21 protein-coding genes are annotated in these 25,927 nt (G+C 72.8%); 9 read left to right on the plus strand and 12 right to left on the minus strand.

The features are described 5' to 3' along the window. Positions 1-47 precede the first annotated feature (47 nt). From katG to ACFC02_RS19340, 5 genes are all read right to left on the minus strand, one after another. Positions 48-2,282 (minus strand): catalase/peroxidase HPI, encoded by a 2,235-nt coding sequence (gene katG / locus ACFC02_RS19320; RefSeq protein WP_376358293.1) that lies wholly within the window; start codon positions 2,280-2,282, stop codon positions 48-50. A 33-nt stretch (positions 2,283-2,315) separates the two neighbouring features. Next, positions 2,316-2,753 carry a Fur family transcriptional regulator gene (locus ACFC02_RS19325; protein WP_360972936.1) on the minus strand — a complete coding sequence of 146 codons (438 nt, stop codon included), beginning with the start codon at positions 2,751-2,753 and terminating at the stop codon, positions 2,316-2,318. A gap of 33 nt (positions 2,754-2,786) precedes the next feature. Continuing rightward, positions 2,787-3,749, minus strand: a complete 963-nt coding sequence (locus tag ACFC02_RS19330; protein WP_376358295.1) for an ion transporter — start codon at positions 3,747-3,749, stop codon at positions 2,787-2,789. 195 nt (positions 3,750-3,944) lie between these two features. Beyond that, a complete protein-coding gene (gene pgm, locus ACFC02_RS19335) occupies positions 3,945-5,585 on the minus strand; it encodes a phosphoglucomutase (alpha-D-glucose-1,6-bisphosphate-dependent) (protein WP_376358297.1) in 1,641 nt (546 codons plus the stop codon). A gap of 239 nt (positions 5,586-5,824) precedes the next feature. Next, a complete protein-coding gene (locus tag ACFC02_RS19340) occupies positions 5,825-6,847 on the minus strand; it encodes a GAF domain-containing protein (RefSeq protein WP_376358300.1) in 1,023 nt (340 codons plus the stop codon). Positions 6,848-7,591: 744 nt separating this feature from the next. Here ACFC02_RS19340 and ACFC02_RS19345 point away from each other — a divergent pair. The 7 genes from ACFC02_RS19345 (at position 7,592) to ACFC02_RS19375 (ending at position 16,906) form a co-directional block, all read left to right on the plus strand. Continuing rightward, positions 7,592-9,571, plus strand: a complete 1,980-nt coding sequence (locus ACFC02_RS19345) for a beta-ketoacyl synthase N-terminal-like domain-containing protein (protein WP_376358303.1) — start codon at positions 7,592-7,594, stop codon at positions 9,569-9,571. Beyond that, entirely contained in the window at positions 9,568-11,211 is a 1,644-nt protein-coding gene (locus tag ACFC02_RS19350) for an amino acid adenylation domain-containing protein (protein WP_376358306.1), read from the plus strand. Before ACFC02_RS19345 ends, ACFC02_RS19350 begins: the two co-directional genes overlap by 4 nt. A gap of 56 nt (positions 11,212-11,267) precedes the next feature. Further along, complete coding sequence (locus ACFC02_RS19355; protein ID WP_376358309.1) at positions 11,268-12,452, plus strand: NAD(P)/FAD-dependent oxidoreductase; 1,185 nt, start codon at positions 11,268-11,270, stop codon at positions 12,450-12,452. 243 nt (positions 12,453-12,695) lie between these two features. Continuing rightward, positions 12,696-15,509 (plus strand): nitrate- and nitrite sensing domain-containing protein, encoded by a 2,814-nt coding sequence (locus ACFC02_RS19360; RefSeq protein WP_376358312.1) that lies wholly within the window; start codon positions 12,696-12,698, stop codon positions 15,507-15,509. A 9-nt stretch (positions 15,510-15,518) separates the two neighbouring features. Then, the gene (locus ACFC02_RS19365; RefSeq protein ID WP_376358315.1) at positions 15,519-15,950 is read left to right on the plus strand and encodes a roadblock/LC7 domain-containing protein; all 432 of its coding nucleotides are present in this window, start codon (positions 15,519-15,521) and stop codon (positions 15,948-15,950) included. Continuing rightward, positions 15,943-16,317: a DUF742 domain-containing protein gene (locus ACFC02_RS19370; RefSeq protein ID WP_376358318.1), complete on the plus strand. Its 375-nt coding sequence runs from the start codon at positions 15,943-15,945 to the stop codon at positions 16,315-16,317. Before ACFC02_RS19365 ends, ACFC02_RS19370 begins: the two co-directional genes overlap by 8 nt. Next, the gene (locus ACFC02_RS19375; RefSeq protein ID WP_376358321.1) at positions 16,298-16,906 is read left to right on the plus strand and encodes an ATP/GTP-binding protein; all 609 of its coding nucleotides are present in this window, start codon (positions 16,298-16,300) and stop codon (positions 16,904-16,906) included. The genes ACFC02_RS19370 and ACFC02_RS19375 overlap by 20 nt, the downstream gene beginning before the upstream one ends. A gap of 54 nt (positions 16,907-16,960) precedes the next feature. On the opposite strand, the gene ACFC02_RS19380 is transcribed toward ACFC02_RS19375, so the two are convergent. Genes ACFC02_RS19380 through ACFC02_RS19400 form a run of 5 tightly spaced genes read right to left on the minus strand, consistent with a single transcriptional unit; the run spans position 16,961 to position 21,663 of the window. Further along, entirely contained in the window at positions 16,961-17,632 is a 672-nt protein-coding gene (locus ACFC02_RS19380) for a potassium-transporting ATPase subunit C (protein WP_376358324.1), read from the minus strand. Positions 17,633-17,637: 5 nt separating this feature from the next. Next, positions 17,638-19,737, minus strand: coding sequence for a potassium-transporting ATPase subunit KdpB (gene kdpB / locus ACFC02_RS19385; RefSeq protein ID WP_376358327.1), 2,100 nt, complete (start codon positions 19,735-19,737; stop codon positions 17,638-17,640). Positions 19,738-19,769: 32 nt separating this feature from the next. Then, the gene (gene kdpA / locus ACFC02_RS19390; RefSeq protein ID WP_376358330.1) at positions 19,770-21,431 is read right to left on the minus strand and encodes a potassium-transporting ATPase subunit KdpA; all 1,662 of its coding nucleotides are present in this window, start codon (positions 21,429-21,431) and stop codon (positions 19,770-19,772) included. Between the two features lie 8 nt (positions 21,432-21,439). Further along, on the minus strand, positions 21,440-21,529 hold the full coding sequence (gene kdpF / locus ACFC02_RS19395; protein WP_016434100.1) for a K(+)-transporting ATPase subunit F: 90 nt from the start codon (positions 21,527-21,529) through the stop codon (positions 21,440-21,442). Beyond that, positions 21,526-21,663 carry a hypothetical protein gene (locus ACFC02_RS19400; protein WP_376358335.1) on the minus strand — a complete coding sequence of 46 codons (138 nt, stop codon included), beginning with the start codon at positions 21,661-21,663 and terminating at the stop codon, positions 21,526-21,528. Before ACFC02_RS19400 ends, kdpF begins: the two co-directional genes overlap by 4 nt. Before the next feature lie 121 nt (positions 21,664-21,784). On the opposite strand from ACFC02_RS19400, the gene ACFC02_RS19405 reads away from it, so the two are divergent. Beyond that, positions 21,785-22,459 carry a hypothetical protein gene (locus ACFC02_RS19405; protein ID WP_376358338.1) on the plus strand — a complete coding sequence of 225 codons (675 nt, stop codon included), beginning with the start codon at positions 21,785-21,787 and terminating at the stop codon, positions 22,457-22,459. Between the two features lie 49 nt (positions 22,460-22,508). On the opposite strand, the gene ACFC02_RS19410 is transcribed toward ACFC02_RS19405, so the two are convergent. After that, a complete protein-coding gene (locus ACFC02_RS19410) occupies positions 22,509-22,877 on the minus strand; it encodes a cytochrome C oxidase subunit I (RefSeq protein WP_376358341.1) in 369 nt (122 codons plus the stop codon). Further along, positions 22,874-24,553, minus strand: coding sequence for a cytochrome c oxidase subunit I (gene ctaD, locus ACFC02_RS19415; RefSeq protein ID WP_376358344.1), 1,680 nt, complete (start codon positions 24,551-24,553; stop codon positions 22,874-22,876). The genes ACFC02_RS19410 and ctaD overlap by 4 nt, the downstream gene beginning before the upstream one ends. Before the next feature lie 630 nt (positions 24,554-25,183). On the opposite strand from ctaD, the gene ACFC02_RS19420 reads away from it, so the two are divergent. Further along, a complete protein-coding gene (locus ACFC02_RS19420) occupies positions 25,184-25,873 on the plus strand; it encodes a hypothetical protein (protein ID WP_376358347.1) in 690 nt (229 codons plus the stop codon). Positions 25,874-25,927 lie beyond the last annotated feature (54 nt).

A 25,927-nucleotide genomic window follows, 5' to 3' on the forward strand; every position in this document is an offset into this window, starting at 1 on the left:
GTCAAGGCCTGAGCGGGGCGGCGGCGCCCGGAGTCCTGGCGGTCAGATCAGGCCAGGTCGAACCGGTCGAGGTCCATGACCTTGGTCCAGGCCGCGACGAAGTCCGTCACGAACTTCTCCTTGGCGTCGTCGCCGGCGTAGACCTCGGCGACGGCGCGCAGCTCGGAGTTGGAGCCGAAGACCAGGTCGGCCCGGCTCCCCGCCCACTTGACCTCGCCGGTGGCCGGGTCGAAGCCCTCGAAGGTGGTCGCGTCGGCGGAGGTCGCCCGCCACTGTGTGCCGAGGTCGAGCAGGTTGACGAAGAAGTCGTTGGTGAGCACGCCGGGCGTCGTGGTGAGCACGCCGAGCTGCGACTGCTGGTGGTTGGCCCCCAGCACGCGCAGGCCGCCCACCAGGACGGTCATCTCGGGCGCGCTGAGCGTCAGCAGGTTGGCCCGGTCCAGCAGCAGGAACTCGGCCGGGAGCCGGTTGCCCTTGCCCAGGTAGTTGCGGAAACCGTCGGCGGCCGGTTCCAGCGCGGAGAACGATTCTACGTCCGTCTGCTCCTGCGAGGCGTCCACGCGGCCCGGCGTGAAGGGCACCTCGATCTCGAACCCGGCCTCCTTGGCGGCCCGTTCGACGCCCACCCCGCCCGCGAGGACGATCAGGTCGGCGAGGGAGACGCCCTTGCCGCCGCTGAGCCCGGCGTTGAAGGACTCCCGGACGCCCTCCAGGGTGCGCAGGACGGCCGCGAGCCGGTCGGGGTCGTTGACCTCCCAGCCGCGCTGGGGCTCCAGGCGGACACGGGCGCCGTCGGCGCCGCCGCGCTTGTCGCTGCCGCGGAAGGAGGAGGCCGACGCCCATGCGGTGGAGACCAGTTCGGCCACCGAGAGGTCGGTGGCGAGGATCTTCTCCTTGAGGACGGCGACGTCCTCGGCGTCGAGGAGGTCGTACGTCCGCTCCGGCAGCGGGTCCTGCCACAGCAGGGTCTCGGTGGGGACCTCGGGGCCGAGGTAGCGGGAGACCGGGCCCATGTCGCGGTGGGTCAGCTTGAACCACGCCCGCGCGAACGCGTCCGCGAACTCGCCGGGGTTCTCCAGGAAGCGCCGCGAGATCGGCTCGTAGACCGGGTCGAAGCGGAGCGAGAGGTCGGTGGTGAGCATCGTCGGCTGGTGCCGCTTGGACGGGTCGTGCGCGTCGGGGACCGTACCGGCGCCCGCGCCGTCCTTGGGCCGCCACTGGTTCGCGCCGGCGGGGGACTTGAACAGTTCCCACTCGTAGCCGAAGAGGATCTCGAAGAAGGAGTTGTCCCACTGGGTGGGGGTCGGCGTCCAGGTCACCTCCAGACCGCTGGTGATGGTGTCGCCGCCCTTGCCGGTACCGAAGGTGTTCTTCCAGCCCAGGCCCTGCTGCTCCAGGCCGGCGGCCTCGGGGTCGGGGCCGACGTTGTCCGCCGGGCCCGCGCCGTGGGTCTTGCCGAAGGTGTGGCCGCCCGCGATGAGGGCGACGGTCTCCTCGTCGTTCATCGCCATGCGGCGGAACGTCTCACGGATGTCGCGGGCCGCGGCGATCGGGTCGGGGTTGCCGTTGGGGCCCTCGGGGTTGACGTAGATGAGGCCCATCTGGACCGCGCCGAGCGGGTTCTCCAGCTCGCGGTCGCCGGTGTAGCGCTCGTCGCCGAGCCAGTTGGTCTCGGGACCCCAGTAGACGTCCTCCTCGGCCTCCCAGACGTCCTCGCGCCCGCCCGCGTAGCCGAAGGTCGTGAAGCCCATGGACTCCAGGGCGACGTTCCCGGCGAGGATCAGCAGGTCGGCCCAGGACAGGTTGCGGCCGTACTTCTTCTTGACCGGCCACAGCAGGCGGCGGGCCTTGTCGAGGTTGGCGTTGTCCGGCCAGCTGTTGAGCGGGGCGAAGCGCTGCTGTCCGGCGCCCGCGCCGCCGCGGCCGTCACTGATGCGGTACGTGCCCGCGCTGTGCCAGGCCATCCGGATGACGAGCGGGCCGTAGTGCCCGAAGTCGGCGGGCCACCAGTCCTGGGAGGTGGTCAGCACCTCGGCGATGTCCCGCTTCACGGCCGGCAGGTCGAGGCTCCGGAACGCCTCGGCGTAGTCGAAGTCCGCGCCGAAGGGGTTGGCCACCGCGGGGTTCTTGGCGAGGATCTTGAGGTTCAGCCGCTCCGGCCACCACTGGCGGTTTCCGCCGCCCTGCGTGGGGTGCGGTGCGCGTCCGTGCGCGACCGGGCAGCCGCCGCCCGCCTCCTCAGTCTTCGGATCGGTGACGATGGCCTCGTGGTTCTCGGACATGGGAATCCTTCCGGACTGGGCGGATCACGGTGCTCACGTGCTGCGGACGGTGGAACAGCCGGGGCACAGGCCCCAGTAGGTGACCTCGGCCTCCTCGATGGAGAAGCCGTGGTCGGCGGACGCGGTCAGGCAGGGTGCCTCGCCGGTCGCGCAGTCCACGTCGGCGACGGCACCGCACGACCGGCACACGACGTGGTGGTGGTTGTCCCCGACGCGCCCCTCGAACCGGGCGGGGCTGCCCGCCGGTTCGATCCGCCGCAGGAGGCCCGCGGCGGTGAGTGCGTGCAGGGCCTCGTACACGGCCTGGAGGGAGATGTGGCCCAGCCGGGCGCGCACCTGTGCCGCGATGGCCTCCACGCCGAGGTGGTCGCCGGCGCGGACGGTCTCCAGGAGGGCTACGCGGGCGGCCGTCACCCGCAGGCCCGCACCGCGCAGCTCCTCGGCGGTCGTCGGGGGCCGGGCTGCCGTCATGGCGCCGAACCTACCGCCGCAAACACGAATCGTTCAAGAAAACGAACGGTCAAAGTCTGGTACGGATGGGGCGGGAGGCGCGGGACGGGTGCGACGGCCGCCACCGGCGGGCGGCGCGGCGGGCTGAGTAAGGCCCTGTTCCAGGTCGTCCAGGGCGTGGCGGACCGCCCTGATCCGTTCGAGCAGGTCCCGGCGGTCCTCGTCCGGCGGTGGCGCAAGGGGCCCGGCGGGCGCGGTCCGCTCCGTCTCGCGCGCTTCGTCGAGGGAGGTGAGGACCACCCCGATGAGGACGTTGACCAGCACGAACGAGGCCAGCAGGACGTAGGAGGAGTAGTAGAGCAGGCTCCAGCGGGACACTTCGAGGCCGCTGTGCACCGCGTCGCCGATGCCGTCCAGGGTCATCAGCAGGAAGAGGGTCAGCACGGCGCGGCCGATGGAGCCGTAGTGCTGGGGGTCTGCGCGGCCGAAGAACACCCAGCCGACCATCGCGTACAGGTACAGCAGGAGCCCGCCGACGAGCAGGAAGCTCAGGGTGCCGGGCAGGCTGCGGGCCACCGCCACCAGCACGATGCGCAGCTGGGGCAGGAAGCGGGCCGTGCGCAGCACGCGCGCCAGGCGCAGCAACCGCAGCACGGTGGCGTTCTCCCGGACGAGCGGCAGATAGGCGCACAGCACCACGGCGAGGTCGAAGAGGTTCCACGGGTCCTTGAAAAAGCCCCGCGGGCGGTCGGCGTGCGCGGCCAGGCGCAGCACGATCTCGACGGTGAACACGGCCAGGCAGGCGTGTTCGGCCGGCCGTAACCAGTCGTGCCACCGGTCGACGAGTCCGGGATAGGTCTCCACGCCCAGCAGTGCGGCGTTGACGAGGATCACGGCGAAGACCGCGAGGGCGAACCAGCGGGCCTCGGTGACGGCGCGGCAGCGGTGCGCCAGTACCGCGCGGGTGGCGGTCGCGCCTGGTGGACTGCCGGACTCCCGGGGGTGCTGCTGCGGCATGTGGCGCCCTTGCCCCTTCACGCGTGGGTGCCCGCGGGACCCGTGCTGATCTTCTACAGCACTGTAGATTGCCACAGCGGGTCACCGGCCGCGGCCGGCGCCCCGGCCGGCGCGGGGGCGCCGGCCGGGACCGGGCACGGCGGAGCGAAGCCGCTCGGGGCGGGGAGGGGAGCCCGGCGGGGCCGGCGCCCCGGTTCAGCCGCCGAGCGCCGCCAGGACCACCTGCTTGGCCTCTTCCTGCACCTGGCTGAGGTGGTCGGGGCCGCGGAAGGACTCCGCGTAGATCTTGTAGACGTCCTCGGTGCCGGAGGGGCGGGCCGCGAACCAGGCGTTCTCGGTGGCCACCTTGATGCCGCCGATGGAGGCGCCGTTGCCGGGCGCCTCGGTGAGCACGGCGGTGACCTGCTCCCCGGCGAGGGTGTCGGCGGTGACCTGGGCCGGGGACAGCTTGGCGAGGCGGGCCTTCTCGTCGCGGGAGGCGGGCGCGTCGATGCGGGCGTAGGCGGGCTCGCCGAAGCGCTCGGTGAGGGCCGCGTAGTGCTGGGAGGGCGTCTTGCCGGTGACGGCCGTGATCTCGGAGGCGAGCAGGGCCAGGATGATGCCGTCCTTGTCGGTGGTCCACACCGAGCCGTCCCGGCGCAGGAACGAGGCTCCGGCGGACTCCTCGCCGCCGAAGCCGAGCGAGCCGTCGACCAGTCCGTCCACGAACCACTTGAAGCCGACCGGGACTTCGACGAGCCGCCGGCCCAGGTCTGCGGCGACCCGGTCGATCATGCCGGAGGACACCAGGGTCTTGCCCACCGCCGCCGCGGCGGGCCACTCGGTCCGGTGTGCGTACAGGTAGGAGATGGCCGTGGCGAGGTAGTGGTTGGGGTTCATCAGCCCGGCGTCCGGGGTGACGATGCCGTGCCGGTCGGCGTCGGCGTCGTTGCCCGTGGCGATCTGGAACCGGTCGCGCTGCTCGATGAGCGAGGCCATGGCGTACGGCGAGGAGCAGTCCATGCGGATCTTGCCGTCCCAGTCCAGCGTCATGAAGCGCCAGGTGGGGTCGGTGAGCGGGTTGACCACGGTCAGGTCGAGCCGGTGCTGTTCGGCGATGCGCCCCCAGTAGGCGACCGACGCGCCGCCCAGCGGGTCGGCGCCGATGCGCACGCCCGCGCCGCGGATCGCGTCCAGGTCCAGCACACCGGGCAGATCGGACACGTAGGCGCCGAGGAAGTCGTGGCGTGCGGTGGTGTCGGCGGCGAGCGCGCGGGTGTACGGGATGCGCCGTACGTCCTTCAGGCCGGCGGCGATGATCTCGTTGGCGCGGTCCTGGATCCAGGAGGTGGCGTCCGAGCCTGCCGGGCCGCCGCTCGGCGGGTTGTACTTGAAGCCGCCGTCGGCGGGCGGGTTGTGCGAGGGGGTGACGACGACGCCGTCGGCGAGGCCGGAGGTCCGCCCGCGGTTGTGGGTGAGGACGGCGTGCGAGACCGCGGGGGTGGGCGTGTAGCCGTCGGCCGCGTCGATGAGGACGGTGACTCCGTTGGCCGCGAACACCTCCAGCGCGGTGACCCGGGCGGGCTCGGACAGGGCGTGGGTGTCCGCGCCGAGGAAGAGCGGGCCGTCGGTGCCCTGTCCGGCGCGGTACTCGCAGATGGCCTGGCTGGTCGCGGCGATGTGGTCCTCGTTGAAGGCCGCCGCCAGGGACGAGCCGCGGTGCCCGGAGGTCCCGAAGGCGACGCGCTGTCCGGGTTCGGCCGGATCAGGGTGCAGGGCGTAGTACGCGGTCACCAGCCGGGCCACGTCGATCAGCTCCTCCGGCCGGGCCGGCTTGCCCGCTCGTTCCTGCTGCATGACACCCACTCCTCGTCTTCGGTCCTGTGTCCGCTCGCGATCTCCATCTTCCCCCGCGCGTGAACGCGCGGCGTACCGGCATCCGGGCCGGGGAGGCGAAGCTCGCCACGGGCGGGCGAGGGCGGCCGGGCCGCGGACGCCGTCACCCCGTCACCCCGTCGTCCGGCCGCCGTGCCTCCCGCGTCACCCGGCCGCCCCGGTCGCCCGTCACCCCCGTCGCATCGGCTGCCCGCCCCGGTTCACCGTCCGGGCACGCTGTCCGACAGTGCGGCGCCGCCCAGTTGCTCGAAGCGCTGCTGGACATTGGCGGCGAAGGCCTGCGACTCGGCGCCGCCGTAGCCCTGCCCGGTGGTGTTCATCGCCACCGTGAGGACGCCCTTGAAGGGCGCGCTGGGAGAGGTTCGGATCGGCGTGCACAGGAAGTCGAAGTCCTGCGGGGCGGCGGAGTCGTAGGTGCGCAGCGACGCCCGGGGCACCGTGGTGGGCCGGCCGGTGCGCAGGGCCTCGTCCATCGCGGCGAAGACGCCGATCCGGTCCAGGCCGGGCAGCACGTTCCGGCCCAGGCTGAACTGGGGGACCAGGCCGAAGGCCTGCCCCTGCTTGCCGTTGGCGTAGCGCAGCAGGTGGTCGGGGCCCTCGGTGAGCATGATCGGGAAGGGCGCGCCGTCGAAGACCGCGAACAGCTCCTGCTGCTGGGCGAGGAGGCTGTCGCGCAGCTTGAACTCGGACAGCAGGGTCTCGGACAGCTCCTGCATGGCCAGCTTGAGCTGGCGGTCCCAGGCGCGTGGCTTGAAGTCCGCCACGCACACGGTGCCGAGGACGACGCCCGTGTTGTCGCGCAGCGGCGTGCCCAGGTAGGAGCGCACGCCGAGGTCGTTGACGAGGGGATTGCCCTTGAAACGCGGGTAGTCGAAGACGTCGTCGAGGGCGAGCTGGGAGCGCTGGGCGACCACGTGCGGGCAGAAGCCGTAGTCGCCGGGCGCCTCGCGGGCGAGGTTGCTGAGGTCGAACGGGATGCCGCCGCCCGAGACGTCCACCGGGTCCTCCGGGGTACCCGCGGGCACGTACATGCCGCGGAACATCTGGCGCTCGTCGTTGATGAAGTTGACCATGGCGAGCGGGGCCTGGGTGAACGTGGCCGCGAGCCGCGCGATGCGGTCGAACGTGGCTTCCGCCTCGACCGTGTTGAGGCCGAGAATCCTCAGCCGGTTCGTCCGCTGCTCGCCTGCGGCACGGTGCTGTTCGGGTGACAGGGATTCCATGGGTTCAGATCAAAGCAGAGATCCGGCCGCCGTGGATCACCGCTCCAGGTCATTCCGGCCTCAGCCGTCCCACCGTCAACGGCTGTCCGGAGCAACGGACTTGTCCGGCTCTCGACCCCCCGCCACGGAACGGGGAGCGGGCGCCGGGCCCGGTGGCGGGCGTCAGGTGGCCATCCGGGGAGTCTGTCCAGACTTTTCAATGTTTCAACATCAAGCGATCACTTCCCGTCATTCTTGGACCCCCGTCGTTCCGAAACGATTTCACGCCTGACAATCGTGCGATGGACCCGCGGTCGAGACTGGCGCATTCGGTCCGGTACGACATCTGACACAGATATTCGAATGTTCGTTCGGAATTGGGAAGGTGAGGCGGGTGCGCGGTCCCCGGTCCGTACCCGAGGCACGGGAAGGTCGAGACCGCCGGCCCCTCTCCCCGCGGCGGGTCTTACCCCACGACCCGCGCCGTCCGCGGTGACCGAACCGTCCCAGCGAGGCGGTCGCCCGCCTGACTGAACACAGCGCCGCCCCCCACACGGCAAGTACCGGCGGGCCCGCACGCGCCGCGAGCCCCACGCCCAGCCGTCCCCGGCCGCTCCGCGCCGTCCACACCCCCGGACGGTGCGCGGGGCGCCGCCGGGCACGTGCCGTGCGCGTGGGAGAAGTGGCGATGGGGCAAGTTGCGATGGGGCAAGGTCCACTGCGCCGCGGCGCGGGGACCGTGCGACGTATGAACGGAGTTCTCTCATGAACAGGTCCGACGTGGATCCTCGGTCGGTCGCGGTGATCGGCATGGCCTGCCGGCTGCCCGGTGCGTCCGCGCCCGACGAGCTGTGGGCCCTGCTGCGGGACGCCGTGGACGCCACGAGCGAGACACCCCCGGATCGCTACGACGTGGACGCCCTGTACTCCCCCGAGCCCGGACGGGGACGAATAGCCGCCCGGCGCGGCGGCTACGTCGACGGGGTCGCCGAGTTCGACGCCGGGTTCTTCGGCATGTCGGCCACCGAGGCCACCGAACTCGACCCGCAGCAGCGGCTGCTGCTGATGACGGCCTGGGAGGCGCTGGAGGACGCCGGCCAGAACCCCGACCGGCTGGCGGGAAGCCGCTCCGGCGTCTTCGTCGGCAACACCCGCGCCGACCACCTGGAACTCGCCCTGCGCCGCGGCCCCGAGTCGGTGACGGCCGCTCAGCTCCACAACTTCCGGTCCCTGCTGCCGGCCCGGCTGTCCCACTTCCTCGACCTCCGCGGCCCCAGCGTCGTGGTGGACACCGCCTGCTCCTCCTCGCTCGTGGCCGTCCACCAGGCCGTGCAGAGCCTGCGCTCCGGGGAGACCCCGCTGGCCCTGGCGGCCGGCGTGAACGTGCCGCTCCGCCCGGACGAGGGCCTCGTCCTCTCCCACGCGGGCGCGATGGCCGGGGACGGGCGCTGCAAGTTCGGCGACGCGGGCGCGGACGGCTACTCGCCCAGCGACGCGGTGGCCGTCGTCGTCCTCAAGCGGCTCACCGACGCGCTGGCCGACGGCGACCGGGTCCGCGCCGTCATCCGGGGAAGCGCCGTCGGCAACGACGGCCGCACCAGCGACTCGGTGCTCAACCCCTCCCTCCAGGGACAGTTGGACGTGCTGCGCTGGGCGTACGAGGACGCGGGCGTCGATCCCGCCGACGTCGACTACGTCGAGGCCCACGGCGCGGGCTCCCCCGCCCTGGACCCGCTGGAACTGCGGGCGCTCGGCGAGGTGCTCGGCGCCGGGCGGCCCGCCGGCCGGCCGCTGCTGGTCGGCTCGGTCAAGACCAACATCGGTCACGCGGAGGCCGCAGGGGGACTGGCCGGCCTCATCAAGACGGTCCTGTGCCTGGAGCACGGCCAGATACCGGCGACCCTCCACCTCGACACCCCGCATCCGGGCGTCGACTGGGACGCGCTGCCACTGAGCCTGCCCGACAAGCTGCAGGACCTACCCGTCCACGGCCGGCCCGCCGTCGCCGGAGTCGGCGGCCAGGGCTCCTCGGCCCTCAACGCCCACGTCGTCCTCGCCCAGGCCGGCCCGCGAGAGCTGCCGCCCGCCGCCCCCGAGCCGGACGGGACCCCCCACCTCCTCGCCCTGTCCGCCCACAGCGCCGACGCGCTCAGGGCGCTGACCGCGGCGTACGCGCGCTACCTGCGACCGGGCGGCGCCGGCGCCTCGTACGCGCTGCGCGACATCTGCCACAGCGCGGCCACCCGGCGCCGCCACCACGCGCACCGCCTCGCCGTCACCGGCCGCACCCACGAGGAACTGGCCGCGGCACTCACCGGCACCCCGGTGGCGGCACCGGCCGCGGACCACCCGCTGACGGCCGCCGCCGACCGCTATGCCGCGGGCGGCGACCTGGACACGGCAACGATGTCCGGCGCTCCGGGACGCTGCGTACCGCTGCCCGCCTACCCCTGGCAGACCCGGCGGTACCGGGCGGGCGAGGCGCGCCACGAGGACCACGCACCGCAGGACGGGCCCGGCGCCGGGGACCTCGCGGACCGGGTGCTGCGCGAGCACGCCCGCACCGGTTTCGACGACGCCTCCACCCTCACCGACATCGGCATCGACTCGCTGGCCAAGCTGCGGATCGTCGTGGAACTGGCCCAGCGGTGCGGGCATGAGATCGACCCCGAGGAACTCGGTGGGCTGCGCACGGTCGGTGAGCTGCGGCAGTGGACGCTGACGCTCGAGGCGGCCGGCCGGTGACCCCCGCGCCCACCCTCTACGACTGGTTCGCCCGCACGGCCGCCGCACATCCCGACGCGCCCGCCCTGGAGGTCGCCGGGGCCCGCCTGACCTACCGGGAGCTGCGCGAGGCCGCCGAACGCCTCGCCGCCCGGCTGGTCACGGCGGCCGGCGGCACCCCGCCACGGCGCGTCGGCCTGCTCGCGACCCGCTCGGTGACCGCCTACGCCGGGTACCTGGCCATTCTGCGGTCCGGCGCCGCCGTCGTACCGCTCAACCCCGAGCACCCGGCCGCCCGCACCGCCGCCGTCGCCGCCGCGGCCGGCCTGGACCTGGTCCTGACCGGGCCCGACGACGCACCCGCCGCCGCAGGCCTCGGCGCACCGGTCCACGTCGCCGCCCCGGGCGACACGCAGCCCGCGGACCCGGCCGACACGGACCCGGCCGACGCGGACCCGACCAGCCCGGACCCGGCCGACACGGACCCGGCCGTCACGGCCCCGACCAGCCCGGACCAAGCCGACCCGGACCCGGCCCGCCTCGACGCCCCCTTCCGGCAGGCGGGCCCCGAGGACCTCGCGTACGTCATCTTCACCTCCGGCTCCACCGGCGCGCCCAAGGGTGTGCCCGTGCGGCACCGCAACATCTGCGCCTATCTGGAGCGGGTGGCCGGCCGGTACGGCATCGGCCCGGGCAGCCGGCTCTCGCAGAGCTTCGAGCTGACCTTCGACGGCTCCGTGCACGACCTGTTCGTCGCCTGGGCGGGCGGCGGCACCCTCGTCGTACCGTCGCGCGGTCAGCTCCTCAACCCGGTGAAGACCGTCAACAGCCTGCGTCTGACCCACTGGTTCTCGGTGCCGTCGCTGATCACCTTCGCCGCCCGCCTGGGCGCCCTGGTCCCGGGCAGCATGCCGACGCTGCGGTGGAGCGTCTTCGGCGGCGAGCCGCTGTCGCTGCAAGCCGCCCGCGAGTGGCGCGCCGCCGCCCCGGCCGGCCGCCTCGAAGTCCTCTACGGGCCCACCGAGCTGACCATCTCGTGCACCGCCTACCGGTTCCCCGACGAGACGGCCGACTGGCCGGACACCCCCAACGGCACCGCCCCGATCGGGACCGGCCACCCCGACGTGGACCTCCTGCTGCTCGACGAGGACGGCAGGCCCGGCCGGACCGGCGAGCTGTGCGTGCGCGGCCCGCTCCGCTTCGCCGGCTACCTGGACCCGCGCCACGACGCGGGCCGCTTCCTCACCGAGGACCTGCGGCCGGCCGGGGGATCGCCGCCCGGTCCCGGGCACTGGTACCGCACGGGCGACCGCGTCACCCTGCGGGACGGCGTGCTCGTCCACCTCGGACGGACCGACCACCAGGTCAAGATCCGCGGGCACCGCATCGAACTCGGCGAGGTCGAGGCCGCGCTGCGCGCCCAGCCCGCGGTGCGCGACGCGATCGTGGTCACCCTGCCCGCCGCCGACGGCGAACCGGAACTGCGGGCGGCGGTCAGCGGCCCCGGCTGCGTCCCCGACCGGTTGTACGCGGCGCTGGGCGAGCGCCTGCCGCCGTACATGATGCCCAGCCGGATCACCGTCCTCGACCAGCTGCCGCTCAACCCGAACGGCAAGATCGACCGCCGCGCCGTGCGCGGCGAACTCGACCGCTCCCGCTGACCGGGGCCCCTTCCCCCTTGTTCCCCCGTCCCCGACGCCCGTTGTGAGGCATCCGCATGTACGACGCCATCGTGGTGGGAGCGCGCTGCGCCGGCGCCCCCGCCGCCCTGCTGCTGGCCCGCGCGGGCTACCGCGTCCTCCTGCTCGACAAGGCGGCGTACGGCACCGACACCCTGTCCACGCACCTCGTCCACCAGCCCGGCGTGGCCGCCCTCGCCCGCTGGGACGTGCTCGACCGGGTCCGTGCCTCGGGCTGCCCGCCGCTGGACCGCACGGTCTACGAAGTCGCCGACGTCCACATCGAGGGCCGGGCCCGGGGAGTGGACGGCCAGCGCGCCGGGTTCGCCCCGCGCCGCCACGTGCTCGACGCGATCCTGGTCGACGCGGCCTGCGCGGCCGGCGCCGAGTTCCGCGACCGCTGCCGGGTGACGGGTCTGCTGCGCGACGGTCTGGGCCGGGTCGTCGGTGTCGAGGGCAGCCGTGGCGGCCGGGACTTCACCGAGCGGGCCCGCCTGGTGATCGGCGCGGACGGGATGCGCTCCACCGTGGCCCGGCTGGTGGCGGCCCCGTACACCGTGCGGGACACCCGGCTGTCCTGCGCCTACTACACCTACTGGCCGGACGTCCCCGCCGACCTGGAGCTGTTCGAGCGGCCGGGCGGCTGGGTGGCCGCGGTGCCCACCCACGACGCGGCGACCCTCGTCCTCGCCTACTTCCCGCAGTCCCGGTTCGAGGAGGTCCGCGCGGACGCGTACAGCGCCTACCGGGAGCAGATCCGCGCCACCGCGCCCGCGCTGCACGAACGGCTGGCCGGCCGGGAGCCGGTGGAGCGGCTGCACGGCAGCGGCGACCAGCAGAACTTCTTCCGGCGGGCGGCCGGGCCCGGCTGGGTCCTCGTCGGAGACGCCGCCCACCACAAGGACTCCATCACGGCCCGCGGCATCAGTGACGCCTTCCGGCAGGTCGAGCGTCTCGTGGAGGCGGTGTCGGGCACGCTGGAGGGCGATCCGCTCCGGCTCGACGCCGCACTGGACCGCTACGCCGGGGACTGCGCGGCGCAGCTGGCCCCCGGGTACGAGGCCACGCTCGGCGTCGCCCGGCTCGACCCGCACGAGCAGCGGCTCTCCCTGCTGCGGGCCGTGCAGTCGGACCCCGAACTGACCGCGATCTACCTCGACATGGTCGCCGGCATCGCCTCGGCCGGGGCGCTGTACACACCGCGGCTGCTGGCGCTCCTGTGACCCCTGTGCGGCCGCACCCGAACCGCCCGCCCGCGACCGGCCCCGGGGCTGACCGGCGGTGCCCCAACTGGTGTGACAGCGCTGGCCAGTTGCCGTGGACCACACATGACGCTGCGCGATGATCCTGATACGGTGCAGCTCGCGCGACTTCGATCACGGTGAGCCACCGGGCCACAGGGCGGGGACGTCGGACGTCGCGTTCCCCTACCCGCGCCGCTGAACCGTTGCAGTACGAGGAATCAGATGCCAGGCACCCGCGACCGGCGGACACGTCACCGCGCCGGTACCCCGAGATCACTGCGATCCTCGTTCGTCCTCCCCTTCGTCATCCCCGCGGTCTGCGTCAGCGGCCTGTGGGGGTACACGGCCACCGGGCTGGTGGGCGACCAGGTCGGGTTGCACACCGACGCCGACCGCGTCTCCTCCCTCGCCCGGCCCGCGCAGGAACTGCTCGCGCGGCTGCAGGACGAGCGCCGACTCACCGCCGTGTGGCAGGCGAGCCGCACGGACGCCACCCGCGCCCGGCTCGACACGGCCCGCGCCAGGACCGACACCGCCCTCGCCGAGTACGGGCGGCACGTCTCGGCCGCGGACACGGCGGCACTGCGGCGCCGGGCGGGGGCCTACGAGGGCGCGCTGAAGTCGCTGACGGAGCGCCGGGCGGCGATCGACGTGCGCAAGCTGTCCGCCGCGGACGCCTTCGCGTACTTCACCGACGCCGCCACGCAGGGACTGGCCCTGCTCGGCGCGGCCGTGCGCGGCGACGACGCGGGGTCGGCGCGCGCCGGCTCCGCGACGGTGGCGGTGACCCGGATCACCGAGCTGCTCTCGCGTGAGGACGCCCTGCTCTCCGGGGCCCTGCCCGGGCAGCGCATACCGGCCGCCGACCGCGCCGGGTTCGGTCGGTACGCCGCCGTCCAGGAGGCCGCCCGGGAGGGACTGACCGCCACGGACCTGCCCGGTGGCACGGCCGCCGCCTACGATCGGATCACCTCCGGGGCCCAGTGGCGCACGGTGGGTTCGGTCGAGCGGGCCGTCAGTGGCGGTCAGGGCACCGCGCTGCCGCAGGGCGCCACCGCGTGGCCGGCCGCCGCCGAAGGCGTCGTCGGCCAGTTCCAGGCCCTGTCCACCGCATCCCTGGGCGCGCTGTCCTCGCATGCCACCGACCGGGCCGATGAGTTGCTGCTGGTCACGCTGCTCGGCAGTGCGGCCACCCTGGCCGCCGTGGCCGCCGCGGCCGTCCTGGCCCTGCGCACCCGGCGTTCGGCGCTCGGGCGGCTCGCCGAGTTCGAGCGGCTGTCCGAGGAGCTGGCCGCGCTGCGGTCGGGCACCGAGCAGCTGGCGGCGTTCCGGCTTCCCGAACTGCTGGCCCGGCTGGAGAAGGGCGAACGCGTCGATCCGGCCGCCCTCGCACCGCAGCGGCAGCAGGCGGGCGACGAGGTCGGCCGGCTGTCCTCGGCGGTCGACCAGCTGGCGCGGGTCGCCGCGGACTCCGTGCTGCGCCAGTCGCAGGGCCGGGAGGGCTCGGACAAGGTCGTCGGCCAGCTCATCCGGCGCGCCCAGGTGCTGATCCACCGGCTGATCGCGCTCCTCGACGACCTGGAGCGCAAGCACGAGGACTCGGACCTGCTCAAGGACATCTTCCGCATCGACCACCTGGCCACCCGGGTGCGGCGGCACGCGGAGAACCTGATGATCCTCAGCGGTGCCCCGCCGAGCCGCCGCATGTCCAGGCCGGTGGCGATCACCGACGTGATGCGCGGCGCGGTGGCGGAGACGGAGCACTACACCCGGGTCAGGGTGCGCAACACACCGGCGGACCGGCGGGTGGCGCTGGCCGGCCGGGCGGTCGCCGACGTCACGCACCTGCTGGCCGAACTCATCGAGAACGGCACCAGTTTCTCCCCGCCGGACACCGAGGTCACGGTCGGCACGACCCGGGTGGCCAAGGGTCTGGCCGTGCACGTCGAGGACCAGGGGCTCGGCATGCCCGCACAGCTGCTGGAGCGCGCCAACGAACTGCTCGCCCGGCCGCCCCGGGTGGACATGACGGTGTTCGGCGAGGACCCCCGCCTGGGACACTTCGTGGTGGCCCGGCTGGCCGAGCGGCACGGCATCAAGGTGGTGCTGCGCGAGTCCGACTACGGCGGCACGCTCGCCCTGGTGATGCTGCCCGCCGCGCTGCTGGAGGACGTGGCCTCCCCGGTCGTCGACCAGTTGCAGTCGGCGGCCGTCGCCGCGGGGCGGGCCGTGGAGAGCCCTGCCGACGCCCGGTTGACGAGCGGCGGCCAGGAGACCGGCACCGGCCGGGAGATCCTGACCGGGGCGGGCCCACTCGGCCCGGCCGGGGCCGACGAGGTGCTCGTCCACGCGCCGCTCCCCGACCACAACGGCTTTCCCGAGTACGGAGGTGCGGGCCTGTTGCCCCCCGCCGCAGCGGAACATCCCGCGCCGGCACCGGACTTCGGCCCTCCCGCGGCTACGCCCGCGGACCCGCCCGGCGCGATGCCGGGCCACGCCCCGGCCGGGGCCCGTCCCCCGGCCGGGCAGCCTGCTCCGCCGGCCCCTTCCGCGCCCCCCGCCTCGTACCTGCCCGCGGACCCGTACACGGTCCCGGACCCGTACACGCCCCAGCCCCCCTCCGCGCCGCCGGCCGCCGGTGCACCCGCACGGCGCGGCGCGGTGCCGCGCCAGGAGCGGCCCGTGGCCGCCGCGGATCCCTCGGGACCGGCCGGGGCACCGACGGCGCCGGCCCCTCCCGCCGCCGCGGACGGCGTGCCGGACGCCTCCCGTCCCCTGACGACCCCCTCGGTACTGCCGCACCGCGTCAGAGGGGCCAGCCTGGCGCAGCAGTTGCGCAGGGAGGCCTCGCAGGCCGAGGACGAACCCGCAGGCGGGGGCGAGGACGACGCGATCTCGCCGGACGCGTCGGCCCGCGCGATGAGCGCCATCCACCAGGGGCTCAAGCGGGCCTGGATGTCCGAGGACGACGACACGCCGCACGGCGCGCCCGGGCGGCAGAGCGATGCGGCAGGCCCCCCTGCCCATGAACTGTGAGGACAGGCTATGACTGAGCAGGTACAGAACGGACGTCAGCTGGACTGGCTCCTGGACGGCCTGGTGGACCGGATTCCGGAGATCCGCTGCGCCATCGTGCTCTCCGGGGACGGCCTTCTCATCGGCAAGTCCAAGGACATGCTCCGTGACGACGCCGAGCACCTGTCGGCGGTGGCCTCGGGCGTGCACAGTCTCGCGCGGGGCGCCGCCCGTCACTTCCACAGCGGACGGGTGCAGCAGACGGTCATTCAGATGGACAAGGCGTTCCTTTTCGTGACGGCCGCGGGCAAGGGGGCGCGGCTGGCCGCGCTGGCCTCGGAGGAAGTGGATGTCGGCATGATGGCGTACGAGATGGGAACGCTCGTCAAGCAGGTGGGCCAGTACCTCACGGCCGCCCCGCGCGTGCAGTCCCCGGCCGGCGGCTCCGTCCAGAATGCCTGAACAGCGCCGGCACGACGAAGGGGAGGCCGGGCGCTACTTACGGCCGTACGCCATCACCGGTGGCCGTACCCAGCACAGCCAGCACGCGTTCACCCTGATCACGCTGGTCGTCGCGCGGTCCGCGCGGGAGTCGGGCGCGGCCCAGCTGGAGCCGGAGGCGGCCCACATCCTGGATGTGTGCCGCGACCGTGCGCTGGCGGTGGCCGAGATCGCCGCCCTGCTGGACCTGCCGGTGAGCGTGGTGAAGGTGCTGTGCGGCGATCTGCTCGACGCCTCGCTGATCCTGGTGCAGTCGCCACCGGGGCGGGAGAGCCGGCCGAGCGTGGAACTCATCGAAAGGGTGATGGATGGTATCCGTCAGCTCTGACCCCGTCATGCCCACCGCGCTGAAGATACTCGTCGCGGGCGGTTTCGGCGTGGGCAAGACCACGATGGTGGCCGCGGTGAGCGAGGTCCCTCCGCTGGAGACGGAGGAGCGGATGACCGAGGCGAGCCTCGGCGTCGACGACCTGTCCGGGGTGGAGGGCAAGGCCTCGACGACGGTGGCGATGGACTTCGGCCGCATCACGATCGGTCCCGAACTGGTGCTGTACCTGTTCGGCACGCCCGGCCAGGACCGGTTCTGGTTCATGTGGGACGACCTGGCCACGGGCGCGCTGGGTGCGGTCGTCCTCGCCGACACGCGCCGGCTGGAGGCCTCGTTCGCCTCGATCGACTTCTTCGAGGAGCGCGGGATCCCGTTCGCCGTGGGCATCAACTGCTTCCACGGGCGGCGCGACTGCACGGCCGAGCAGGTCCGGGCGGCCCTCGACCTCGATCCGGCCACGCCGGTCGTCCTGTGCGACGTGCGCGACCGCGCCTCCGGCAAGCAGGTCCTCCTCGGCGTGCTGGAGGCGGCCCGCGCCGCCGCGGCCGCCCGCCTCCAGCACCCGTCGGACCGGACACTGACCGTATGAGAGTGCCGGGCCGGGGGTGACCACGGCGCCCGGGAGCACGGCACCGGGCCACGCTCAGTGCCGCGCGGCCACGAGGTCCGCGAGGGCGATGTTGAGCCGCAGCACGTTCACCCGGGGCTCGCCCATGAAGCCCAGGGTGCGGCCCTCGGTGTGGTCCGCCACCAGCCGCTCGACCGGCGCGAGGGGCAGTGCGTTGCGTACGGCGACCCGGTGGGCCTGGAGCCGCGCGTACTGCGGGGAGATGTCGGGATCCAGGCCGGAGCCGGAGGAGGTCACCGCGTCGGCCGGGACGTCGGAGGGATCGACCCTGTAGCCGGGCACCGAGTTGTCCCTGACGACGGCCGCCCGCGCGTCCCGGACCTGCGCGGCCAGCTCCTTGTTGTCGGCGGCCAGGTTGGTGGCACCGGAGACGAGCAGGTGGTACCGGGTGTTGACGCTGTTGGTGGCCAGGCCGTTCGCGGGGCGCCCCTGGAACCACTTCAGGTCGGCCTGCGGGGTCTGCTGCCCCTTCTTCGGAGGAAGGTCGTAGGACTGCCCGATGAGCGCGGAGCCGACGACCCTGCCGTCCGCCCTGACCTCGGAGCCGTCGGCCTTGCCGGGGAACAGGCCCTGGGCGATGCCGGTGACGACGAGCGGGTAGACGACGCCGGTCAGCAGGGTCAGGACGAGCAGGGCGCGCAGGCCCGCCCCGAGCAACCGGGCGGTGTTCGTGAAGGAGTTGTTCATGGCGGTCAGCCGATTCCGGGTATGAGGGACAGGAGCAGGTCGATCAGCTTGATGCCGAGGAAGGGGGCGATCAGGCCGCCGATGCCGTAGATGCCGAGGTTGCGGCGGAGCATCCGGTCCGCGCTCATGGGCCGGTAGCGCACGCCCTTCAGGGCGAGCGGCACCAGCGCGACGATGATCAGCGCGTTGAAGACGACGGCGGACAGGATCGCCGAGCTGGGCGAGGACAGGTGCATGATGTTGAGCTTGTCCAGGCCCGGGTAGACCGCGGCGAACAGCGCCGGGATGATCGCGAAGTACTTGGCGACGTCGTTGGCGATGGAGAACGTGGTGAGCGCGCCCCGGGTGATGAGGAGCTGCTTGCCGATCTCGACGATCTCGATGAGCTTGGTGGGGTTGGAGTCGAGGTCGACCATGTTGCCGGCCTCCTTGGCGGCCGACGTGCCCGTGTTCATCGCCACGCCGACGTCCGCCTGGGCGAGGGCGGGTGCGTCGTTGGTGCCGTCACCCGTCATCGCGACCAGCTTGCCGCCTGCCTGCTCCCGCTTGATGAGGGCCATCTTGTCCTCGGGGGTGGCCTCGGCGAGGAAGTCGTCGACGCCTGCCTCCTCGGCGATCGCCTTGGCCGTGAGCGGGTTGTCGCCGGTGATCATGACGGTCCTGATGCCCATGCGGCGCAGTTCGGCGAACCGTTCGCGCATGCCGTCCTTGACGACGTCCTTGAGGTGGATGACGCCGAGCACGCGGGCGCCGTGCCCGTCCTCGACGGCGACCAGCAGGGGGGTGCCCCCGGCCGCCGAGATGCCGTCCACGAGGGCCCCGGCGTCCGCTCCGACCGTGCCGCCGCGCTCCTCGACCCAGGCGACGACCGATCCGGCCGCTCCCTTGCGGATCCGTCGGCCGTCGACGTCCACGCCGGACATCCGGGTCTGGGCGGTGAACGTGATCCACTCGGCGCCGGCCAGTTCCCCCTGGTGCCGTTCCCTGAGCCCGTACGCCTCCTTCGCCAGGACGACGACCGAGCGGCCCTCGGGTGTCTCGTCGGCCAGCGAGGAGAGCTGGGCGGCGTCGGCGAGTTCGGCCGCGGTGGTGCCGCGCACGGGCACGAACTCGCCGGCCTGCCGGTTGCCCAGGGTGATGGTGCCGGTCTTGTCCAGCAGCAGCGTGGAGACGTCCCCGGCGGCCTCCACGGCCCGTCCGGACATGGCGAGCACGTTGCGCTGCACCAGCCGGTCCATGCCCGCGATGCCGATGGCCGACAGGAGCGCGCCGATCGTGGTCGGGATGAGGCAGACGAGGAGCGCCACCAGCACGACCAGCGTCAGGTGCGTGCCGGCGTGACCGGCGAAGGGCGGCAGGGTGGCGCAGGCCAGCAGGAACACGATGGTCAGGGAGGCCAGCAGGATGTTCAGCGCGATCTCGTTGGGCGTCTTCTGCCGTGCGGCGCCCTCCACCAGGTTGATCATCCGGTCGATGAAGGTCTCGCCCGGCCTGGTGGTGATCTTGACGACGACGCGGTCGGAGAGGACCTTGGTGCCGCCCGTCACCGCGCAGCGGTCGCCGCCGGACTCCCGGATGACCGGTGCGGACTCGCCGGTGATCGCCGACTCGTCGACGCTCGCCACGCCCTCGACGACGTCACCGTCGCCGGGGATGACGTCCCCGGCCTCGCAGACCACCAGGTCACCGATCCGCAGTTCGGTCCCGGGGACCCGCTCCTCTCCCCCGGCGGCCAGCCGGCGGGCCACGGTGCCCGTCTTGGCCTGGCGCAGCGTGTCGGCCTGGGCCTTGCCCCGCCCCTCGGCGACGGCCTCGGCGAGGCCCGCGAAGAGGACCGTCAGCCACAGCCAGGCGCTGATCGTCCAGCCGAACCAGTCACCGGGGTCGGTGCAGGAGAAGACGGTGGTCAGCACCGAGCCGATCCAGACCACGAACATGACCGGCGACTTGGCCTGCACCCGCGGGTCGAGTTTGCGCAGGGCGTCCGGCAGCGACCTGAGCAGTTGCGCGGGGTCGAACAGGCCCGCGCCGACGCGGCCCGTGGCCTCGTGATGCCCGGTGGGTGCGTCGCGGTGCGGCGCCCGGGTGGGGGTTGCTGTGGACATGGAGTCCTCTTGGCTCTCGGTACGGGTCGTCATCACGCCAGCCCTTCGGCGAGCGGGCCCAGCGCCAGCGCCGGGAAGTAGGTCAGACCGGTGATGATCAGGATCGCGCCCACGAGCAGCCCGGCGAACAGGGGCTTCTCGGTGCGCAGGGTGCCGGCGCTCACCGGCACCGGCCGCTGCTCGGCCAGCGAGCCGGCCAGCGCCAGGACGAACACCATCGGCAGGAACCGGCCGAGCAGCATGGCGAGCCCGGTGGTGGTGTTGAACCAGTCCGTGTTCGCGTTCAGGCCGGCGAACGCCGAGCCGTTGTTGTTCGCGGCGGACGTGTAGGCGTAGAGGATCTCGGAGAAGCCGTGCGCCCCGGGGTTGAGGGCGGAGTGCGGCGGGGTCGGCAGCGCCGTCGACAGGGCGGTGAAGACCAGGACGAGGGCCGGGGTGACGAGGATGTAGCAGGCCGCGAGCTTGATCTCCCGGGAGCCGATCTTCCGGCCCAGGTACTCGGGGGTGCGGCCGACCATGAGGCCCGCGATGAACACCGCGATCACAGCCATGATCAGCATGCCGTAGAGGCCGGAGCCGGTGCCGCCGGGCGCGATCTCGCCGAGCATCATGCCCAGCAGGGTGATGCCGCCGCCGAGCCCGGTGAAGGAGGAGTGGAAGGAGTCCACCGCGCCGGTCGAGGTGAGCGTCGTGGCCACGGCGAAGATCGAGGAGGCGCCGACCCCGAACCTGTTCTCCTTGCCCTCCATGGCCCCGCCCGCGAGCTGCAGGGCTCCCTCGTGGTGGGCGAACTCGGTCCACATCATCAGGGCCGTGAAGCCGAGCCAGACCGTGACCATGGCCGCCAGGACGGCGTGGCCCTGACGCACCGAGCCGACCATCAGGCCGAACGTGCGGGTCAGCGCGAACGGGATGACCAGGATCAGGAAGATCTCGAAGAGGTTGGTGAACGGCGTCGGGTTCTCGAAGGGGTGGGCGCTGTTGGCGTTGAAGTAGCCGCCGCCGTTGGTGCCCAGCTCCTTGATGGCCTCCTGGGAGGCGACCGCACCGCCGTTCCACTGCTGCGAGCCGCCCAGGAACCGGCCCACCTCGTGGATCCCGGAGAAGTTCTGGATCGCGCCGGACGCGACCAGGACGACGGCGGCGAGGGCGGCGACCGGCACGAGGACGCGGACGGTGCCGCGCACCAGGTCGGCCCAGAAGTTGCCCAGTTCACCGGTGCGGGACCGGGCGAAGCCGCGGACCAGCGCGACGGCCACCGCGATGCCCACCGCGGCCGAGACGAAGTTCTGCACGGCCAGACCGGCGGTCTGGACGAGGTGCCCCATCGTCTGCTCGCCGGCGTAGGACTGCCAGTTGGTGTTGGTGACGAAGGACGCCGCCGTGTCGAACGCCTGGGCGGGCTCGACGGACCGGAAGCCGAGGGAGAGCGGCAGCACGCCCTGGACGCGCTGGAGCAGGTACAGGAAGAGGACACCGGCCGCGGAGAAGGCGAGGACGGCGCGCAGATACGCGGGCCAGCGCATCTGCGTGTCCGGGTCGGCGCCGATCCCCCGGTAGATCCACCGCTCCACGCGCCAGTGCCGGCCGGAGGAGTAGACCCGGGCCATGTAGGAGCCGAGGGGAACGTGGGCGAGCGCCAGTGCGGCCACCAGGGCGAGCAACTGGAGCACACCGGCAAGTACGGGACTCATGGCGGGGCTCAGAACCTCTCCGGGAAGATCAGGGCGAGGACGAGGTATCCCAGCAGGGCGACGGCCACGACCAGGCCGACGATGTTCTCGGCGGTCACAGCTTCGTCACCCCCTTGGCGACGAGGGCCACCAGCGCGAAGACCGCGAGTGTGGTGACGACGAAGGCCAGATCGGCCATCGTGAGCTCCTGGAACGAGTTCGGATGCTTCGGACGAGTAGAGGAAATCCCCATTCCGGCCGGATCCCGCCCCCCGTTGACGTCTCTCTTACGGCGCCCACCTCGGCTTTGACGCAGCCCTGACGCCGTCGCCGCCCCGGCGTTTCCTCGGAGAGCCCTCGGGTACGCGGCGGAGGTGACCGGCACCGACGCGGACGCCGAGCGGTCCGCCACCGTCACCGTCCGGCCGTACGGCAATCCCCTGCCGCTCGGCTTCTTCGCCTTCGGCATCGGCATGGTCCTGCTCGCCGGGATCGGCCTGGGGCTGGTCACCGGCGACCAGGTGCGGCCGGCGGGCATCCTGCTCGCGGTGTTCGTCTTCCCGCTGGAGTTCCTGGCCGCGGTGATGGCCTTCCTGAGCCGTGACACCGCCGCCGCGGCGGCGCTCGGCCTGTTCGCCACCTCGTGGGCCGCGCTGGGGGTGCTGCACGTCGTCGCGCCGGCGCAGGACAGATCCGTCACCGTCGGCATGTACCTGAGCGCGTTCGCCCTCATGCTCATGCCGCTGGCCGTGACCGGCTTCCTGGGCAAGACGCTGCTCGGCGCCGTCCTCACCGTGTCGGCGCTGCGTGCCGCGCTGGCGGCGGCCTACCAGCTCGGCGCGCCGCGCGCGGTGGAACTCGCCGACGCCGCCGCGGCGCTGCTTCTGGTGGCGCTCGCCCTCTACGCCGGCACCGCCTTCCTCCTGGAGGATCTGCACCGGCGTACGGTTCTGCCGATCCGGCGACGCGGCGCGGCCCGGCGTGCCATGGAGGAGGACGCGGACGGGGACAGGCCGCCGCGCGAACCCGGCGTCCGCGGGCAGTTGTGAGCACGCCGGAGGCCGGGGCCGCGGGGCCGGGGCCGCGGGGCCGGTGCGGTCAGCTCCGGGTGACGGCCACCACCACGAGCATGGCGGCGGCGAGCACGGTCAGAGCGGCGATCCAGAAGGCGAGGCAGCGGGCGCGCAGCCGCCGGTAGCGCTCCTCGTACTCGCCGCGCAGCGCCCGGCAGCGGTCGGCGACGCGTTGCAGATCCGCCCGGGCCCGGATCAGGCAGTCGCGGACGTAGTGGTCCTCGATCTCCTCCCGCTGCGCGGTGGTCAGCCACTGCAGCGGCTGGGTGAAGGCGCGGGCCCGTTCCTCCGCCTCGGCGACGCGGGCCTGCCACAGCAGGTAGCCCTCCACCTGGTCGGCCAGGTGGGCGGAGGTGAACGGCTCCTCGCCGGTGCGTCCCGCCGCGTCCGTCATGCCGGCAGGCCCAGGTTCTCCTGCCGGTCCGCCAGCGACACCTCCGGGTGGTTCAGGTCGAACGCCGGGGACTCGCTGCGGATCATGGGCAGGGTGACGAAGTTGTGCCGCGGCGGCGGGCATGACGTCGCCCACTCCAGCGAGCGGCCGAAGCCCCACGGGTCGTCGATCCCGACCTTCCGGCCGTACTTGGCCGTCTTCCAGATGTTGTAGAGGAACGGCAGCATCGACAGGCCCAGCAGGAAGGAGCCGATGGTGGAGACCATGTTCAGCCCGGTGAAGCCGTCGGCCGCCAGGTAGTCGGCGTAGCGGCGGGGCATGCCCTCCGCGCCCAGCCAGTGCTGCACCAGGAACGTCGTGTGAAAGCCGATGAAGAGCATCCAGAAGGTCATCTTGCCCAGCCGCTCGTCGAGCATCTTGCCGGTCCACTTCGGCCACCAGAAGTGGAACCCGGCGAACATCGCGAAGACGACCGTGCCGAAGACGACGTAGTGGAAGTGCGCGACCACGAAGTAGCTGTCGGAGACGTGGAAATCCAGCGGCGGGGAGGCCAGGACGACGCCGGTCAGGCCGCCGAAGAGGAAGGTGATCAGGAAGCCGGCCGCCCACAGCATAGGGGTCTCGAACGACAGCGAGCCCTTCCACATGGTGCCGATCCAGTTGAAGAACTTCACTCCGGTCGGCACCGCGATCAGGAAGGTCATGAAGGAGAAGAACGGCAGCAGCACACCACCGGTGACGTACATGTGGTGGGCCCACACCGTCACGGACAGACCGGCGATCGAGATGGTCGCGCCGACCAGGCCCATGTACCCGAAGATCGGCTTGCGGGCGAAGACCGGGATGATCTCGGTGACGATGCCGAAGAACGGCAGCGCGATGATGTACACCTCCGGATGGCCGAAGAACCAGAAGAGGTGCTGCCACAGCAGGGCTCCGCCGTTAGCGGGGTCGAAGACGTGGGCACCGAACTTGCGGTCCGCCTCCAGTGCGAGCAGCGCGCCCGCCAGGACGGGGAAGGCCAGCAGGACCAGCACCGCGGTCAGCAGCACGTTCCACACGAAGATCGGCATGCGGAACATGGTCATGCCGGGCGCGCGCATGCAGACGATCGTGGTGATGAAGTTGACCGAGCCGAGGATCGTGCCGAAGCCCGAGAAGGCCAGGCCCATGATCCAGAGATCACCCCCGATACCCGGCGAGTGCACCGCGTCGGTCAGCGGGGAGTAGGCGAACCAGCCGAAGTCGGCCGCGCCGTTCGGGGTGAGGAACCCGCCCACCGCGATCAGCGAGCCGAACAGGTACAGCCAGTAGGCGAACATGTTCAGCCGCGGGAACGCCACGTCCGGGGCACCGATCTGCAACGGCATGATCCAGTTCGTGAAGCCGGCGAACAGCGGCGTCGCGAACATCAGCAGCATGACCGTGCCGTGCATCGTGAAGGCCTGGTTGAACTGCTCGGTGGAGACGATCTGCAGGCCCGGGCGGGCCAGCTCGGCGCGCATCACCAGCGCCAGGATGCCGCCGAACAGGAAGAAGGCGAACGAGGTGATCAGGTACAGCGATCCGATCGTCTTGTGATCGGTCGTCGTCACCCACTTCACCACCACGGCTCCGGGTCGCAGGCGACGACGGGGACCGGTGGTTTCCGGTGTGATGTGCTGAACGTCTGTCATGCGGCCCGTAACACGCTTTCTCTCAAGACATGGATGCGTGAGTTCCGCGGGACTGTCCGCAGGGCTCTTCACAATCCTGGCGCCCTGGAGAGCGCGAAGCGTCTTCTGCCGTCGCCGGGATGGCCCAATACCGGCCGGAATGCACCCGGTCGGCCCACGCCTCGGCCCACTCCGTCGGGCCGTCCGCCCGGTGCCCTCCGGCGCCGGGCCGGCCGAGGCCGCCGCGGCGCGGTTGCCGCTCCGCGTCGTCCACGTCGAGCGGCCGGACGGTGGGCGGGCTCCCTCACACCGATCGACTCCGCAGCGGCGGTCCGGAAAGGGAATCTTCCAGCCGCCGGCCACCTGACGCCTGCGTGACGGGCTTCCGCCTCGCCTCGGTCCGCGGCACCGCGCCAGGGCGAGCACCGGGTGAAAAGTCTGGGGGCCGGTCCCTGACTTGGCGTCAGGGTGCGGTCAGGGGCAGGCCGGGGATGTCACGGATGGTGGCGGCCCGGTGCGGCTCGGCAGTCTGGGGTCATGCCGAAGACCACTGCACACGCCCCCCGCCCCCCGCGCACCAAAACGGCCGGCCTCTTGCGGTCCGGCCGCCCCGGGCGCCCTGTCCGACGCGCCCGCCGCCTCGCTCCGGCCGTGACCGGAGCGGCCCTGGCCGGTGCGATCGCCCTGACGGGCCTGGCGGGCGCGCCTGCCGCGAGCGCCGCCGAGGCCCTGCCGGACTTCGCCGACTGCCCCGCTCTCCCGGCCGGCGTGAACCCGGGCAGCTGGCGGTGCGAAGTGCACTCCGCCGCGCCCCGGTTGACGATGGGGAACGTCACCGTGACGCTCGCGCCGATCACGATGACCCACGCGGAGGGACCGATGCCCGACGGATCGCAGGGACAGGTGTGGGGTGCGATGCACACCGCGGCGACCCCGGTGCCCGGCGGGCTCACCGGCACCGCGGCAGCCGGACAGCCGCCACTGCTCGGCCTCGCGATACACCCCGAGTACGGCGGCCGGTCCGACTTCTACACGGGACGGTTCAGCCTCCGCTTCCGGCTGGTGAGTCCGCTGCTGCCCCGGGCCTGCGTGATCGGCTCGGCGGAGCCGGTCGACTTCGCCCTGAAGCGGCCCAGCCCCTCGGAATGGGTGTCGACCAACCCGCCCGTGATCAAGTTCTCGGCGTACGACGACACCTTCGCCGCCCCGGCCGCCGAGCACTGCGGTCCGCTGACGAGGGCCCTCGACCGGCGGCTCGGTCTGCCGGCGCCGAGCGGCAACCTGATGAGCTACGACGCGACCTACACGTTCCGGACCTACGACCGGTTGCCCGCCCGCTGAGACGTCCCCGAACGAGTGGCGCCGGAGATCGAACGGCGCCCGGCGACCCGCAAC

The sequence above is a fragment of the Streptomyces sp. NPDC056160 genome, from assembly GCF_042268205.1.
Classification (GTDB): Bacteria; Actinomycetota; Actinomycetes; order Streptomycetales; family Streptomycetaceae; genus Streptomyces.